Origin of the sequence: Nitratireductor sp. XY-223 (assembly GCF_004959855.1) — a bacterium.
In the GTDB taxonomy this organism is placed as follows: Bacteria; Pseudomonadota; Alphaproteobacteria; order Rhizobiales; family Rhizobiaceae; genus Hoeflea_A.
The window spans coordinates 1-14,618 of record NZ_SPNT01000007.1 but is presented as its reverse complement, the minus strand read 5'-3'; the positions used below and the strand labels follow the sequence as shown (position 1 = coordinate 14,618).

The following is a 14,618-nucleotide window of genomic DNA, read 5'->3' as shown; positions in this document are numbered from 1 at the left end:
TAACTTTCATATAGAAAGTCACTTCACCGGTCAAACTTTCATTTTTAAAGTTACTCGCGTATAGAGGGGCGGAACATAAGAGGCCGACCATGACACGGACCGGACATGAATTTCGTTCGCGTTGCTCCATTGCGCGCAGTCTTGAGATCCTGGGCGACAGGTGGACCCTGCTGGTGGTCCGCGATCTCATGTGGCACGGCAAGCACACGTTTCAGGAGCTGCAGAACAGCGAAGAGCGCATGCCGACCAATCAGTTGTCGCAGCGCCTCAAGCGGCTGATGGACTGGGGCCTGGTTTCCCGCAAAGCCTATCAGGACCGCCCAGTGCGCTACCGCTACGAACTGACCGACAAGGGCAGGGCGCTGGAGCCGCTGCTGCGGCAGATCATGCACTGGGGCTACGACAATCTGGGTGGCGGCTTCTACGATCCGGTCCACAAGAAAAGCCTGCCCGCCAAACAGCCGTAATTGGTGGCAGTACAAACGCCGAACCGGACCTCGCTCGAATGTCCGGAGTCACGCGGCCATCTCGCGTGCACTGAGGATGCGGTCGATCAGGCCCCACTCGAGCGCCTGTTCGGCCGTCATGAAGAAGTCGCGGTCCATTGCGCGCTCGAACTCCTCATATTTGCGGCCGCAGTGCTCGGCATAAAGCCGCGTCATGCGCTGCTTGGTGCGCTGCGTTTCCTCGGCATGAATGAGAATGTCGGAGGCCTGGCCCTTGAAGCCGCCCAATGGCTGATGGATCAGGATGCTGGCATTGGGCAGTGCCGCCCGCTCGCCCTTTTCGCCGGCCATCAAGAGAAACGATCCCATCGAGTAGGCGGTCCCCATGCAAAGCGTGTGCACCGGTGGCTTGATGTACTGCATGGTGTCGTACATCGACAGGCCGCTGGAAACGACGCCGCCGGGCGAGTTGATGTACAAAAACACCGGTTTCTTGGGATTCTCTGCCTCCAGAAAGAGCAACTGGGCGCATACGAGCGCCGAAACATCGTCATTCACCTCGCCGTTCAGAAAGATGATCCTTTCGCGAAGCAGCCGGGAATAGATGTCGAACGAACGTTCGCCGCGGCTGGACTGCTCGATGACCATGGGGACGAGTTGCATCGTTTCGCGCATTGGGCGAACTCCTGTTTTTAGGTGATGTCGGTTGGGAAGCGTCAGGCGGCGCGCATCAGCAGGAGGCCGTTGTTGTTGGCAGCCGGAGGCGCTTGCCGGTCGTTTTGACAAGCGGTCAACGCGTGGACGATCCTCAATACCGTGCCGCCGTTTCGGTCGGCGCTGATGTGGAAGATGACGGTGCTTTCGACAAAGGGCGGCTCCTTCTCGCGCAGCCTGAAGTGGATTTCCTCATCCTCCGCGGTGAAGGCCGGTTCCGGGTCCGCCAGGTCCTCGCCGGGCAACCACCGCTCCCGGAATGCCGGGATGCTGATCGCCCGCCAGACCTTCTCGGGCGGCGCATCGAGCGCGTATTCGAACACCAGTTCCTTTTCCCGTTCCTCATGCTCCTGATCGCTCATTGGTCCATATCCTTCAAAAGGTCCCTCAGTGCATCGACGCGCGCCGGCCAGTATGCGCGGTATTTGGCAAGCCATCCGGCGATAAGCGCCAGCCCCTCGGGATCGACCTCGTAATTGACGAAGCGCCCCTGGCGCTCCTCCCGCACAAGCTTTGCGTTGCGGAGCACGGCAAGGTGCTGGGACATGGCGGGCTGGCTGATGGTCATGCCCTGCCGCAGGTCGCTGGCATTCATGCTGCCATCGGCCAGCTTCTCGAAGATCGCCCTGCGGGTCGGATCGGCCAGCGCCTTGAAAAGGTCATTCTCAATCATTACGTCATATAAGCACAGACTTATCTGATTCGCAACACGGTCTTGACCGTTTCGTGCCCGGTTCCGCCTCGATGTCATTGACAATGAGATGACGCAATGACTTCTTGCCCGTCATGGTAGAGACGTTGTCCGGTTGAATGAGGCGGTTCCGTGATTCGAAAGCTCCTGTTTGTCTCAATCCTGATTGCCGGCCTGGGCGCTGTGTTCATCCTCGTCGCCTTTCCGCCGATTTCGGCGACGCATCCGGCGCTGAAGGAAAGCCAGTTGCCCGAACTGGTTCCGCTGCGGTCCTTCTATGCGGATTCGTCTTCGCGCTGGCGCTTTCGCCTCTCGCCCGACGGCAGGCGCATTGCCTGGCTTGAAAGCAAGTGGTTCAAGCCGGCCCTGTGGGTCCGCGACCTGGAAGGCGAGGGATCTGAGATCTATCACACGCCGGACCGCGTTCGCTGGTACGCATGGTCCCCGAACGGGCGTTACCTTCTCTATCTGGCCGATCGGGACGGCTGGGAGAACGACCAGATCGTTTCCATAGACGTGACCGAAAGCGGCGGCGAACCGCGGACCTATGATTTCGGGAAGGACGTCAAGGCATGGATCGCCAACATACCGCCGGAAGGCGGCGATGAGATCCTCATCGCCCACAACGGCCGCGACCGCACGAAGTTCGATCTTTACCGGCTTAACCTCGAGAGCGGCGAGACGGTTGCGCTCGACCTGATTTCAGACAGGCAGGTTTTCTGGTCATTTGACCGGGAAGGCAATGTCTTCGCGCGCAAGAGATCGGGCGCGGATAATGACTGGCATGTCGAACTGCGGGAGCCGGCCGGCTGGCGCGAAATTGCGAGCGGCGGGATGGAGGAGAACTTCCATATCCTCGCCCAGCCCGATGACAAGGGAGAGCTTCTCGCGATCTCCGATCTCGGGCGCGACAAGCGGGCGCTTGTGCTGAGAAATCTGGAGACCGGCGGCGAAAAGGTCCTTTATGACCACGAGGCGGTCGATCTGAGCTGGGTAAGGAGCCATCCTCTGACGCTTCAGCCGATCATGGCGGTCGCCTATCCCGGCCGCCAGGAGCGTTTTGTGTTCCAGGAAAATGTCGCCGAAATGATCGAGCGCATTGGCGCGCCGCCGGACGCCTCGCTCCATCTGGTCTCGGCAACGCACGATTTCTCGAAGGCAATCTGGGAGGTCGAGGACGATACGCGCGGCTGGAGCAAGTATCTGGTCGACAACAACGCGCAGACGGTTGAACTGATCGATGAGCCGCCCATTGCGGAACGCGCCGAAGCCCTGTCCGAAATGGAGCCGGTCAATATCGAAGCCGGCGATGGTCTTGTCATCTCTGGCTATCTGACCAGACCGAAAGGCGTGTCCGGACCCGCGCCGACAGTGATACTCGTCCACGGCGGGCCCGTCGCCCGGGTCAGGTGGGGCTTTGACGGTCTGGCCCTCTGGTTGGCCAACCGCGGCTATGCGGTGCTGAATGTGAACTATCGCGGCAGTGCGGGATACGGGCGCGCCTTCCGCGAGGCGGCGGTCGGGGAGGTCAGCCGCAAGATGCATCAGGACATCGTCGATGCGCGCAACTGGGCTGTCGACCAGGGTGTTGCCGACCCGGGCCGCATTGCGGTGATGGGCGGCAGCTTCGGCGGGCTGAAGACGCTCACCGCCCTGACGCAAAGTCCGGACCTGTTTGCCGCGGGGGTCAGCATCAACGGCATCAGCGACATCTCGACGATGCTGCAGGAGGTTCCCGTCTACTGGACCGGATGGCCGGACTGGTACCGAAAATATATCGGCGATCCGGGCGATCCCGAAGACCTCGCGGACATCCGCGACCGATCGCCGCTCTACAACGCGGAAAACGTGCAAAGTCCGATCCTGATGATCCAGGGCGCCAACGACGTCCGCGTCATACGCGACCAGTCCGACCGCATGGTCGAGGCGCTGCGACGGTCGGGCAAGGATGTCCGCTACACGCTCCTCGACGGCGCCGGACACTCGCTGTCGAACATGACCTGGCAAACGAGAATACTGATGTTCCGTCAGATAGAGCGCTTCCTGGCGCAGCATCTCGGCGGGCGGGCGGACGGCTTCGACTATGCCGTTCTGGGAGCCAGGATAATCCCCTGAATGGGCCTCCTCAAAGGGCTTGCGGCGCGGTTCCCGGAATGTCAGGGTTGACGTTCTGAATCACAGGAGAGGGGCCTTGAAACACCGGGAAATGACGCCGCGTTCCATCGTGGCGGCGGCGAGCGGCAACGTCCTGGAATGGTACGATTTCACCGTCTACGGGTTTCTTGCCCCGGTCATCGGAAAGGTCTTCTTCCCCGAGACAAGCCACTTCGCCGCCACGCTCTCGGCCTTCGCCGTGCTCGCCATCGGCTATGGCGTTCGCCCCATCGGAAGCATTCTGTTCGGACATATCGGCGACCGGCTGGGACGCAAGCCGACCCTGGTCGTGACGGTTGTTATCATGGGTGTCGGCTCGCTGGCGATTGCGCTGCTGCCCGGTTATCAGCAGATCGGCATCACCGCCGCCGTCCTCCTTGTCGTCATCCGGATCATACAGGGCATTGCGGTCGCCGGTGAATATCCGACCTCCGGCGTCTACATCGTCGAACAGGCCGAACCCGCGCGCCGTGCGCTGGCCGGCAGCTGGGTGGCTGTCGCGATGATGCTCGGTTGCGTGCTGGGCGCCTTCGTGCCCGCTTTCGTCTCCTCGCTGTTGAGCGAGGCGCAGATGTCCAGTTGGGGCTGGCGCGTGCCGTTCCTGATCGGCACGAGCGCTGCGTTCCTGAGCCTGTTCATGCGCCGGCATCTGACGGAATCGGCAGCGATGGAGGGCGTCGAGCGGGTTGGCCCGTCTCCTGTCTACAAGACTTTACGCAACCATTGGCGCCTGCTCCTCCAGATGATCGCGATTCTGATTCCGCCTGGAATTTTATACATGCTGATCTTCGTCTATGCCGCATCCTATCTTACCGATCAGATGCATGTGTCCTCGGCACGGGCGCTGGATATCAGCTCGTTCAACCTGTTTGCGATGGCAGCCATTTTACCGCTATACGGCTGGCTGGCCGACCGGATGGGCCTGCGCCGGACCTATCTGGCGGGGGCCCTGGCAACGGGGGTTTTGGCGATACCGCTCTGGAGTTTGATGTATTCGCAAAGCCTGGCAATCGTCTTTGCGGCCCAACTGCTGTTTTCGCTGGTCAGCGGGGTTGCCTGGGCGCTCGCCATTACCATTTTGACGATGATATCACCGCCCGGACTGCGCTGCAGTTCAGTGGCGATGGGCTATAATCTGTGCATGGCCGTGTTTTGCGGCACCACTCCGGCGCTGGCAACCTTCCTCGTAAACCTGACCGCGGACAATTACACCCCGATCTACTACTTCATAATCAGCGTCCTGCTCTCAATTCCGGTCATCTGGCGGCTGCCGAAACTCATCGCCGCGGCACGGGACACTTAAGAGCTGCAGCCGCTCTCTGGTTGAGGCGTTCAATGCCGTCTGTCATGACAGCGCTTCACCCCTCAGCCTTGCGGCGGGTTAGATTAACCGTCAAACTCTTGCATCTATAATCGACTTTTGGTTGAATTATTCGGCGGCTGCCCTTCCGGTTGAACGGCACATTGTGACCATACCATGAATAAGTAAGAGTATTAGTTGAAACAATAAACGACAAAACAAGAATTACGCGGATGGTGATAAAAATTACGAGAAATAATCCGACATAAAAAAAGAGGGATCATTAATGGATATCTCTGGATTCTTTGGCTTTGTAATTGATGTTGCTAGTAGTCTGTCCGATGCTTTTGCAAAGGCTGTAGCTGAATATCCTCTAGTCACAATTATTGTTATAATTGTTGTTTATAGCTATTTTCACAAGAATGGATACTTAATTCTATTTGATTTCAATTCAAAGAAAATAATACTTCCGAAAACCGTAAAATCTTGGATTGCAATAATCGTTGGATTTATTGTTGTGGCGATTGTTGCAAATGTGATTGGCTGGATACTATCCACTATACTAAACGCTATCGGAAGAGCATTCAATATGGTCGGATTTTTTGCTGCTTCCTTCGACGAAAATCCTTTGGAATTTACAATTTCATTCCTAATATTCGCTATTTTAGGAATTTTATACTTGTGGTTACGTGCTGGGCGGCAGTTTAATCAGATATCGATAATTCGAGCAGCTGTTGTAGGCTTTGTTGTTCTATTTTGTAGCTACATTTCGAGTTCTCTTTTCGTTTCCATCGCGGATTTGAGAGATAGCCCGTCGATCGAAGAGGCCTCTCAGTGAGGTATTGGATCTGAGTTTTGATGTGAGGTTGTGGATTGGTCTCCAGCTCTTTCTGAGCGCTAGTCCTCCTCACCCCCGCAGGCCTTCCTTGGCCACCCAGCCTTCCGCCTCGTCCAGCGCGCCCTCCAGCCGGTCGAAGAGGGCATTGAGCTCGTCTTCCTTGATGATCATCGGCGGGCAGAGCGCGATTGTGTCGCCGAGCGGACGAAGGATGGCGCCGCGTTTTTCGATCAGCGACGAGACCTTCGCACCGACGCCGCTGGCCGGATCGAAGGCGCGCTTGGTCGCCTTGTCGGCCACCAGCTCCAGCCCGCCGACAAGGCCGGAGAACCGTGCTTCGCCGACCAGCTGGTGCTCGGCAAGCGCCGTCAGCCGCCGCTCGAACAGCGGCGCGAGGGAGCGCACATGGCCGAGAATGTCGCGTTTCTCGTAGATCTCGATGGCCTTGACCCCCAGCGCGCAGCCGAGCGGGTGGCCGCCATAGGTGAAGCCATGACCGAAGGTGCCGAGCCGCGACGTGTAGTCGACAAAGGCCTGGTAGATGTCGTCGGGCACCATGACGGCACCGAGCGGCGCATAGGCCGAGGTGAGCTGCTTGGCGACGGACATGGTGGTCGGCACCATGCCGTGCGTCTGCGCGCCCCACCAGTTGCCTGTCCGGCAGAAGCCGTTGATGACCTCGTCGTCGATCAACATGATGTCGTGTTCGTCGAGGATCGGCTTGATCGCCGCGAAATAGCCCTTCGGCGGCACGATGACGCCGCCGGCGCCCATCACCGGCTCGGCGATCATGGCGGCGATGGTCTCCGGGCCCTCGCGCTCGATCAGTTCGCTCAAGGACGTCGCCATGCGGGCGGTGAATTCCGCTTCGCTCTCGCCGTCGAGGCCGTTGCGGTAGTAATGCGGGCACTCGGCATGCAGGACACCGTCCACCGGCAGGTCGAAGCCCTTGTGGTTGGGGCCGAGGCCGGTCAGCGAGGCGGCCATGATGGTCACGCCGTGATAGGCCTTCTGGCGGGAGATGATCTTCTTCTTTTCCGGCCGCCCGACGGCATTGTTGTAATACCAGGCGAGCTTGACCTGCGTGTCGTTGGCCTCTGAGCCCGACGATGTGAAGAACACCTTGGAGATCGGCACCGGCGCCAGCTCCTTGAGCTTCTCGGCAAGCTCGATCGCCGGTTCCGTGCCCCGTGCGGCAAAGAGGTGGTAGTAGGGCAGGGTGCGAAGCTGCTCGGTCGCCGCGTCGATCAGCTCCTCGTCGCCGAAGCCGAGCCCCGCGCACCAGAGCCCCGACATGCCCTCGATATATTCATTGCCCTGCGTGTCGGTGATGAAGACGCCCTTGCCGTGGTCGACGACCAGTGTGCCGGTCTCCCCCAGCTTGTGAAGCGGTGTGTAGGGATGAAAAACGGAATCGATGTCGCGTTGTTGCACATTGCTGAGCGGTGGCATGGGGCGTTGTCCTGACGGGAAGTTGTAGGTGTGGGGAGAATCCTTACGCCCAATCGGAACCCGCGGCAATATCCATACCCGCCCGTCCACCTCGGCTATTCCGATAAACGGGCACATGCGCTATTGCTGGTGTCCAATGCACACCGAATCTGCCCGCCCATGAAGATCCGCTACGAACGCCCGGTCTGCTACACCGCCTTCTGGTCCCACCGGCTGAGCCTGTTCGCGCTGGTCCTTTTCGCGATTTCCGCCGGCCTGCACCGTTTCGGTGTCATGGAAACCGAGATATTCGTTGTCCTCTTTTCGATCTGTGCCGGCATCGCGCTGCTGGCGTTCTTGATGGCCGCCTACGGTATCCTGCGCCTGTGGATGGTGGGCGCGGAGGGCGGACGCGCCTCCGCCAAGGGCAGCTTTTTCGCGCTGCTGGTGCTGATCCCGGCGGGCATTGCCGGCTATCGGGCGGCAACGCTCCCGCCGCTCTACGACATTTCCACCAACACGGCCGATGTGCCGGTTTTCCTGGAGCCGGTTGCCCACGGCCCGGACTGGATACCCGATGTCGAATACCTGAAGGTCGCGCCCTATGCGGGCCAGGATAAGGCCTATCCGCAGGTCACTGGCCGCCGTTACGAAGGCGCGCTCGACCGCGTCCTCGAGGCGGTCCGCCTTGTCGCGGAGAACCGTGGCGTCAAGATCTCGGCGACGCGGCTGCCGGAACCCGAAGAGCCGCCGGCGCCGGAAAAGCAGGAGCCGGTCGTCGTCCCGCAGGAGGCCATCGGCGAAATCGAGGCGCCGGCAGAAGAACCCGACGAGGACAGCGTCATCGGCCTTTCGGAAATCCTGGCCGACGACGACCCGGCGGTGGCGGTCGAGCCGGTGATCCTGCGGCAGGCGCAGATCGTGCTTCAGGGAGAAACGCGCACGCCGATCTTCGGTTTCACCTCTGATGTCAGCATCCGGCTGAGCGAAGAGGCGGAAACGACCTTTGTCGACATGCGTTCCGTGTCGCGCTTCGGCCCGCACGATCTTGGCACCAATGCGCAGATCATCGCCGGTTTCCTGCGCGCCCTCGACACCGAGCTCGTCGGCATCTCGGTGCGTTAGGCCTACTTACTTCAAGCGATAGATTCCGTCGATGGAGGGTGCGCCCTCGGTCTCGACCTGGCCCCGGGCCACGAGGTCCTCCAGATGGGCGAGCAATGACAGCGCAGCGGCCTTGTGCAGGCGCGGGTCGGTGTCGCGATAGATCACCTTGACCATGTCGGCGATCTTGCGGTCGCCCTTCTTCAGGCGGTCGAGCACGGCGGCCTCGCGCATCTTGCGGTGGGTGCGCAGGGCCCGCACGAACCTGTCCGGATCGTTCACCGGCCCGCCATGGCCCGGAAGGTAGAGCCGGTCGTCGCGCGCCAGCATCTTGTCGAGCGAGGTCATGTAGTCGCTCATCGAGCCGTCGGGCGGCGCAACGATGGACGTCGCCCAGACCATGACATGGTCGGCGGAAAAGACGATGTCCCGGTTCTGCAGCGCGAAGACGGCATGGTTGGCCGTGTGTCCCGGCGTATTGATGACTTCCAGCGACCAGCCGTCCCCGTCGATGACCTGACCGTCGGCAGTGTGGATATCCGGTTCGAAATCGGTATCCGAACTTTCCTGTAACGGATTGATTTCACCGGTATAAAGCGGTCTCGCCGGTCGGTGCTTGCCTTCCGCCGCGATGGCCGCTCCGGTGTCGGCGGCAAGGCGCCGTGCCAGCGGCGAATGGTCCTTGTGTGTGTGGCTGACCAAGATGTGCGTGACTTCGCGGCCCTCCAGCGCAGATTTCAGCGCCTGGTAATGGCTCTCGATGTCCGGGCCCGGATCGATGACGGCGACGGAATCGCCACCGACGATATAGCTGTTGGTGCCGTGGAAGGTGAGGGGGCCGGCATTCGGTGCCGTGATGCGCTGGATCCCCGGCGCGACGGTCACCGCCTCGCCATGCGCCGGATCGAACTCGGTTTCGAATTTGGGTGAAGCCATGGACAAAGAGCCCGGATCAGGCCGCGCCGATGCGCAGCATGTCGAGGACGTGGATGACGCCGACGGCCTGGCCGTCCTCCTCGACGACAAGCGCGCCGACCTTGTGGTCCTGGATCATCTTCAGGGCCGCGGCGAGCAGCATGTCCGGTTCGACCGTCAGGCCACCGACGGTCATGACCTTGTCGACGACCGTGGTCGCTGCGTCGACATGGGCGTTGCGCCGCAAGTCGCCGTCGGTGATGACCCCCTGCATCTTGCCGCTCGCATCGGCGACGATGGTGAGGCCAAAGCCCTTTTCCGATATGGTGTCGATGGCCTCGATCAAAAGGGTGCCCGACTGCACCACCGGCAGCGCGTCGCCCGCATGCATGGCATCGCGCACCAGCGTCAGGCTGGCGCCGAGCGTGCCGCCCGGGTGGAAATGCCTGAAATCGCGCTCCGAAAAGCCGCGGCGCACCAGAAGGCCGATGGCGACCGTGTCGCAGACCATGAGCTGCATCAGCGAGGACGTCGTCGGCGCGAGCCCCAGCGGGCAGGCTTCCTCGACGCTCGGCAGGACAAGCGCCACGGTGGCGTTGTTGGCCAGCGTGCTGTCGGCCCGGCCGGTCACCGCGATCAGCGGAATGTCGGCCCGCTGCACATGATAAAGAACGTCGGAAAGTTCCCGGGTCTCGCCGGAGTTCGAAATGGCCAGCACGCAGTCCTCGGCGGTGATCATGCCGAGATCGCCGTGGCTGGCCTCGGTGGCATGCACGAACTGGGCGGGCGTTCCGGTGGACGCGAACGTGGCGGCCGCCTTGGCGCCGATATGGCCGCTCTTGCCGACGCCGGTGATGACGAGCCGGCCGGTTTTCGACCCGATGATCTCGATGGCCTCAGAAACGGCGTCGCCGAGCGGGCCGTCGAGCCCCTTGACGATGGCATCCGTGCCGTTGGCGGACGTCCGTGCCGCCTTGAGGATTTCCGCGCGTATATTTCGCTCGGGAGACATCTAGTTTCCTTGTCCTTTGGCGAGATCGTCGAAGGCCTTGAGCTGGGCCAGCAGCGTTTTCATCTCGTCCAGCGGGATCATGTTGGGACCGTCCGACGGGGCGGCGTCCGGATTTTCGTGGGTCTCGATGAAGAGCGCCGCGCAGCCGACGGCGAGCGCCGCCCGTGCAAGCACCGGCGCGAATTCCCGCTGGCCGCCGGAGGAGGTGCCCTTGCCGCCCGGCTGTTGCACCGAGTGCGTGGCATCGAACACGACCGGATAGCCGGTTTCGGCCATGATCGGCAGTCCGCGGAAATCGGTCACCATCGTGTTGTATCCGAAGCTTGCGCCGCGTTCGCACAAGAGGATGTTGTCGTTGCCGGTCGAGGCCACCTTGTCCGCGACATTCTTCATGTCCCACGGCGCCAGGAACTGGCCCTTCTTGACGTTGACGGCCTTGCCGGTCTCGCCGGCGGCGAGCAGAAGGTCGGTCTGGCGGCACAGATAGGCCGGGATCTGAAGGATGTCGACGGCCTCAGCCACGATGGCCGCCTGCTGGCGCTCGTGGATGTCGGTGACCACCGGACAGCCGTGCGTTTCGCGCACGTCGGAGAGGATCTGCAGGCCCTCGTCGATGCCGACACCGCGTCCGCCCGAAACGGACGACCGGTTGGCCTTGTCGAAGGAGGATTTGTAGACCAGCGGAATGCCCAGTTCATCGGTCATCGCGACCAGTTCCGCAGCGATTTTCATCGCGTGATCGCGGCCCTCGATCGCGCACGGACCCGCAATCAGGACAAAAGGCGCGTTGTTGGCAAAGGTAACCGGTCCGACCTCGACGGATCTGCTTTTTGTCACCCGATATCTCCAGTTTGCCGTCTGTCCACGCGAACCGCCCGGCGGCGGCAATGGACCCACGACAGTGCCGTATTCCATAAATCGCGCCAGTTCAAGCGAATGCGGAAAAAGCCATGTGCATTGTCGAACCTATTCGTCCGCGGCAAGGCCGGCGACATGGTCGCCGATGACGAGGCACGAGGTGAGGGCGGGCGATTCCATGCCGAAGAGCTGTACAAGGCCGCTGATGCCGTTTTCGTCCGGCGACTGGATCATGAAATCGGCGGGCGCGTGACCGGACGGCACCATTTTGGGCCTGATGCCGCAATAGGACGGCATCAGGGCATTCTCCGGCAGACCCGGCCAGTAGGTCCTGATCGCATCAGTGAAGGCCTGCTCCTGGCCGGTCACCACCGTGTAGTCGAGCGTCTCGCCCTCCATCCAGTGGACATCCGGCCCGAAGCGCGCCTGGCCGGCGAGATCGCGGGTGAAATGGATACCGAGCGAGCCGTCGCCCGGCACGGGATAGATGAGCTGCCTGAACGGGCTTTTATGCCCGGAAAGCGCGTAGTAATTGCCCTTGGAGAGATAGTGCGGCGGGATGAGGCTACTGCCGAGGCCCTCGATCGACCGGGCGATCTCCCAGGCGCCGTGCCCGGCGGCGTTGACGAAGGTTTTGCAGGAAAGCGTGTAGGTGCCGTCGCCCTGGACGTCGAGCACGAAGCCTTGCCTTTGCGGCCGCACCGCAATCACCTTGCTGTTGAAGGCGATCATTGCGCCGGCGTCCTCCGCCTCGCCCTGCAGCGACAGCATCAGCGCATGGCTGTCGATGATGCCGGTGGAGGGCGAATGAAGCGCGCTGACGCAATGAAGCTCCGGCTCGTATTCGATGGCTTCTTCCGCCGAAATGGCGCGAATGTCGACGCCGTTTTCGACGGCATGTTCGTGGATCGACTGCAGCGTCGCGCGTTGGCTGTCGTCGGTGGCGACGATCAGCTTGCCGGTGCGTTCATGCGGTATGCCGCGTTCGGCGCAATAGGCGTAGAGCGCCTTTTTCCCTTCAACGCAGAACCGCGCCTTCAGAGAGCCCGCCGCGTAGTAGATACCGGCGTGGATAACCTCCGAATTGCGCGAACTCGTCTGTGTGCCGATCATGCCCTCGGCCTCGACGATGATCACATCGCGGCCCCTGAGCGCCAGCGCGCGGGCAACGGCAAGACCCAGCACCCCGGCGCCGGCGACAATGCAGTCGACATGATCCATTCAGCTTGCGTTCCGTGTTGAAAGCGAACCGGCATGGGTTAGCGCGGGGTGAGGCGGGGGGCAAGAGCGATTTTGCTGTGATCACCCAAGATGGCGCTGCCCCTCAAATGGAACGCCATTGCGGCTTCGATGACGAAGACCGGAATTTCTATTTCGACGAATGGCCGCCGGTGCGTGTGGGTGTTCTCCCGCCGCCTGCCGATGATGCACCGCGACGGATGGGCGGGGCAGACCGCGTCTTCGCAGATGAACACGGCATGGTTCGTTTGGGACCGCACGGGCGGCGGCACCCGCAAGCGGCCCTATGGCGACATGACGGAAGTGCGGCGGATCAACTGGAAAGCGCGGCTTGAATTGCCGGTGTTGAAGCCGGAGGGGGTGGAATGAGAAACCCATCATTGCATTCCGACACTACGCCTTATGTACCCTCGTTGGGCTTTATGAAGAGCATCTATGTCGAGCTTAGACACCGGTTTGTAGATTGGAAGTTCGTCTACTCGGCCTTCGGACAGCAACCGATCATAGGTTTCAAGTACATTAAGAAAGTCCATGCAACTGTCATGCAACCAGGTGAGAGCGTCGCCGCAATTGTCGACCAATTGGAGCCGAATGTCCGCAGCCAAATTGCCGGCTTCGACCTGTTTCATATACTCGTCAAACACAGCCATTGCGTGTTGTTGCGCGCTTTCAATCGACTGATAAGTCATTGTTATCTGGCCGAAGTCGAATCTCAAGATTTCTGGCCATGGTTCGTTTTCGATGTCAATAATTGGAACGATGTTTATGTCATCGAGAATGTCCTCGATGGAAGACTGGCCATCTGTCTGCTCTTGCAATCTCCAATTCCTGAACGCCAAGCGAAGGAGATGATTGTTTATCCTCGTGCTGATCTTTGGCAGGGCGCGGTGGAACAGTGCCGCTGGCTGCATAATCTGAAGAAACACCTCTTTACGGTGTTGTGCCTGGGCCTTCAGCACCTGATCGGAGATCACCAAGACAGTCAACAAACCGCCAAATACGGCAGCGGCACCTACCCAACTGCGTGCGCAAGACAAAAAGGGCTCGCCAACGGCGCAGATGCTAGCGGTCGCGGAATCCTCAAGGTAGGCAGCGGCGCCGAAGAGCATTGCGATCAGAATAAAAGCAACCAACAAAACGGCTGCGGCGGCACGCAAAAACTGTGTCATCCCCAATTCCTCCAGCAGTCCGACCATATTCACAACTCTGGGTGTTCTCAATCTAAGGAAGGGGCTGTGTGACGGTGGATGTCGCCAAGCTGCATACCGCATCGGACGCTGATCAAGCGCTCATTCGCGGTCTATGCGCTGTGGTGCGCCGGGATGTTCGACACGATGGACACTGCCGAGTTGCTTTCGCTGGACGAGGCGGAAGTCAGCCGGATCATTCATCATTTTCGTGGGCGGGAGAGGGAAGGAATGTGATGGAACTAGAAACGCAATTGCTGGATCCGGACTTTGTATTCGCTTTCAGTCAACGCTTCCAAACCTGCTCCAAATTTTTCGATAATGATATCGTATGGTTCCCTTCCGATCAGATAGTAACAATCGTCGGCAAGAATCTGATCCAATTCTTCACGGTTTCGACCTGTTTCACAATTCGAAAGGTCGCAGTTGTTGAAGACGACACCTGCGCCGCCTTTGCATCTGATGCTTGGTAATTTGCGAAATCGGCAAGCATCAAAACTCGAAGCACCTACAATGATGGTTCCGCCACAGTTAAACGTGCAATTCTCAAATCGGGCTTTGTCAAATGCATTGTAAACATTTGCGTTGAAGTCGCGCTTAAAATACAAGGGGGATGTCCCGTTCTCTGTTGAAAAAGAACTGAGGATTGGGTGGCGTTGCTTCCCCTGAGCATTAAGCTCAGGGCATTGAACCTGAAAGGAAGCAACACCATGAAGACGATTAGCACAT

17 protein-coding genes are annotated in these 14,618 nt (G+C 60.2%); 8 read left to right on the top strand and 9 right to left on the bottom strand.

What is annotated here, in order from left to right; translation table 11 throughout:
• The first annotated feature begins 89 nt into the window (after positions 1-89).
• Complete coding sequence (locus E4M07_RS20850) at positions 90-467, top strand: helix-turn-helix domain-containing protein (protein WP_136660341.1); 378 nt, start codon at positions 90-92, stop codon at positions 465-467.
• Positions 468-515: 48 nt separating this feature from the next.
• On the opposite strand, the gene E4M07_RS20845 is transcribed toward E4M07_RS20850, so the two are convergent.
• Genes E4M07_RS20845 through E4M07_RS20835 form a run of 3 tightly spaced genes read right to left on the bottom strand, consistent with a single transcriptional unit; the run spans position 516 to position 1,833 of the window.
• Positions 516-1,121, bottom strand: a complete 606-nt coding sequence (locus tag E4M07_RS20845; RefSeq protein ID WP_136660340.1) for an ATP-dependent Clp protease proteolytic subunit — start codon at positions 1,119-1,121, stop codon at positions 516-518.
• A gap of 41 nt (positions 1,122-1,162) precedes the next feature.
• Positions 1,163-1,522: a polyketide cyclase gene (locus tag E4M07_RS20840; RefSeq protein ID WP_136660339.1), complete on the bottom strand. Its 360-nt coding sequence runs from the start codon at positions 1,520-1,522 to the stop codon at positions 1,163-1,165.
• Entirely contained in the window at positions 1,519-1,833 is a 315-nt protein-coding gene (locus tag E4M07_RS20835; RefSeq protein WP_136660338.1) for a metalloregulator ArsR/SmtB family transcription factor, read from the bottom strand. The genes E4M07_RS20840 and E4M07_RS20835 overlap by 4 nt, the downstream gene beginning before the upstream one ends.
• A 150-nt stretch (positions 1,834-1,983) precedes the next feature.
• Here E4M07_RS20835 and E4M07_RS20830 point away from each other — a divergent pair, with 150 nt between their 5' ends.
• The 3 genes from E4M07_RS20830 to E4M07_RS20820 all read left to right on the top strand — a co-directional run bounded on the left by E4M07_RS20830 (position 1,984) and on the right by E4M07_RS20820 (position 6,143).
• Entirely contained in the window at positions 1,984-3,966 is a 1,983-nt protein-coding gene (locus E4M07_RS20830; protein ID WP_136660337.1) for a S9 family peptidase, read from the top strand.
• A 76-nt stretch (positions 3,967-4,042) separates the two neighbouring features.
• On the top strand, positions 4,043-5,308 hold the full coding sequence (locus E4M07_RS20825) for an MFS transporter (protein ID WP_206057335.1): 1,266 nt from the start codon (positions 4,043-4,045) through the stop codon (positions 5,306-5,308).
• A gap of 283 nt (positions 5,309-5,591) precedes the next feature.
• Positions 5,592-6,143, top strand: a complete 552-nt coding sequence (locus E4M07_RS20820) for a hypothetical protein (RefSeq protein ID WP_136660336.1) — start codon at positions 5,592-5,594, stop codon at positions 6,141-6,143.
• Positions 6,144-6,212: 69 nt separating this feature from the next.
• Here E4M07_RS20820 and E4M07_RS20815 read toward each other — a convergent pair whose 3' ends face one another.
• Positions 6,213-7,595, bottom strand: a complete 1,383-nt coding sequence (locus E4M07_RS20815; RefSeq protein ID WP_136660335.1) for an aminotransferase — start codon at positions 7,593-7,595, stop codon at positions 6,213-6,215.
• 159 nt (positions 7,596-7,754) lie between these two features.
• On the opposite strand from E4M07_RS20815, the gene E4M07_RS20810 reads away from it, so the two are divergent.
• A complete protein-coding gene (locus E4M07_RS20810; protein WP_136660334.1) occupies positions 7,755-8,699 on the top strand; it encodes a DUF1499 domain-containing protein in 945 nt (314 codons plus the stop codon).
• Between the two features lie 6 nt (positions 8,700-8,705).
• On the opposite strand, the gene E4M07_RS20805 is transcribed toward E4M07_RS20810, so the two are convergent.
• From E4M07_RS20805 to E4M07_RS20790, 4 genes are all read right to left on the bottom strand, one after another.
• The gene (locus E4M07_RS20805; RefSeq protein WP_136660333.1) at positions 8,706-9,614 is read right to left on the bottom strand and encodes an MBL fold metallo-hydrolase; all 909 of its coding nucleotides are present in this window, start codon (positions 9,612-9,614) and stop codon (positions 8,706-8,708) included.
• A gap of 16 nt (positions 9,615-9,630) precedes the next feature.
• Positions 9,631-10,605 (bottom strand): KpsF/GutQ family sugar-phosphate isomerase, encoded by a 975-nt coding sequence (locus E4M07_RS20800; protein ID WP_136660332.1) that lies wholly within the window; start codon positions 10,603-10,605, stop codon positions 9,631-9,633.
• Positions 10,606-11,442, bottom strand: coding sequence for a 3-deoxy-8-phosphooctulonate synthase (gene kdsA / locus E4M07_RS20795; protein WP_246660531.1), 837 nt, complete (start codon positions 11,440-11,442; stop codon positions 10,606-10,608). It abuts the gene before it with no gap.
• Between the two features lie 129 nt (positions 11,443-11,571).
• Entirely contained in the window at positions 11,572-12,684 is a 1,113-nt protein-coding gene (locus tag E4M07_RS20790) for an NAD(P)/FAD-dependent oxidoreductase (RefSeq protein WP_136660330.1), read from the bottom strand.
• Between the two features lie 90 nt (positions 12,685-12,774).
• Between E4M07_RS20790 and E4M07_RS29360 the strand changes: the two genes are divergently transcribed.
• The 3 genes from E4M07_RS29360 to E4M07_RS29165 are packed head-to-tail and all read left to right on the top strand — an operon-like array spanning position 12,775 to position 14,126.
• Entirely contained in the window at positions 12,775-13,071 is a 297-nt protein-coding gene (locus E4M07_RS29360; protein ID WP_206057334.1) for a hypothetical protein, read from the top strand.
• Entirely contained in the window at positions 13,068-13,943 is an 876-nt protein-coding gene (locus tag E4M07_RS20780; protein WP_136660329.1) for a hypothetical protein, read from the top strand. Before E4M07_RS29360 ends, E4M07_RS20780 begins: the two co-directional genes overlap by 4 nt.
• Before the next feature lie 6 nt (positions 13,944-13,949).
• Positions 13,950-14,126: a hypothetical protein gene (locus E4M07_RS29165; RefSeq protein WP_169054325.1), complete on the top strand. Its 177-nt coding sequence runs from the start codon at positions 13,950-13,952 to the stop codon at positions 14,124-14,126.
• Between the two features lie 5 nt (positions 14,127-14,131).
• On the opposite strand, the gene E4M07_RS29160 is transcribed toward E4M07_RS29165, so the two are convergent.
• Positions 14,132-14,618: hypothetical protein (locus tag E4M07_RS29160; protein WP_206057333.1), on the bottom strand; the 487-nt coding region annotated here is incomplete at its 5' end.

Excerpts from the sequence above, each read along its gene's own strand:
- E4M07_RS20850 (WP_136660341.1), top strand. The coding sequence starts at position 90 with ATGACACGGACCGGACATGAATTTCGTTCGCGTTGCTCCATTGCGCGC.
- E4M07_RS20845 (WP_136660340.1), bottom strand. The coding sequence starts at position 1,121 with ATGCGCGAAACGATGCAACTCGTCCCCATGGTCATCGAGCAGTCCAGC.
- E4M07_RS20840 (WP_136660339.1), bottom strand. The coding sequence starts at position 1,522 with ATGAGCGATCAGGAGCATGAGGAACGGGAAAAGGAACTGGTGTTCGAA.
- E4M07_RS20835 (WP_136660338.1), bottom strand. The coding sequence starts at position 1,833 with ATGATTGAGAATGACCTTTTCAAGGCGCTGGCCGATCCGACCCGCAGG.
- E4M07_RS20820 (WP_136660336.1), top strand. The coding sequence starts at position 5,592 with ATGGATATCTCTGGATTCTTTGGCTTTGTAATTGATGTTGCTAGTAGT.
- E4M07_RS20815 (WP_136660335.1), bottom strand. The coding sequence starts at position 7,595 with ATGCCACCGCTCAGCAATGTGCAACAACGCGACATCGATTCCGTTTTT.
- E4M07_RS20810 (WP_136660334.1), top strand. The coding sequence starts at position 7,755 with ATGAAGATCCGCTACGAACGCCCGGTCTGCTACACCGCCTTCTGGTCC.
- E4M07_RS20805 (WP_136660333.1), bottom strand. The coding sequence starts at position 9,614 with ATGGCTTCACCCAAATTCGAAACCGAGTTCGATCCGGCGCATGGCGAG.
- E4M07_RS20800 (WP_136660332.1), bottom strand. The coding sequence starts at position 10,605 with ATGTCTCCCGAGCGAAATATACGCGCGGAAATCCTCAAGGCGGCACGG.
- E4M07_RS20790 (WP_136660330.1), bottom strand. The coding sequence starts at position 12,684 with ATGGATCATGTCGACTGCATTGTCGCCGGCGCCGGGGTGCTGGGTCTT.
- E4M07_RS29360 (WP_206057334.1), top strand. The coding sequence starts at position 12,775 with ATGGCGCTGCCCCTCAAATGGAACGCCATTGCGGCTTCGATGACGAAG.
- E4M07_RS20780 (WP_136660329.1), top strand. The coding sequence starts at position 13,068 with ATGAGAAACCCATCATTGCATTCCGACACTACGCCTTATGTACCCTCG.
- E4M07_RS29165 (WP_169054325.1), top strand. The coding sequence starts at position 13,950 with ATGTCGCCAAGCTGCATACCGCATCGGACGCTGATCAAGCGCTCATTC.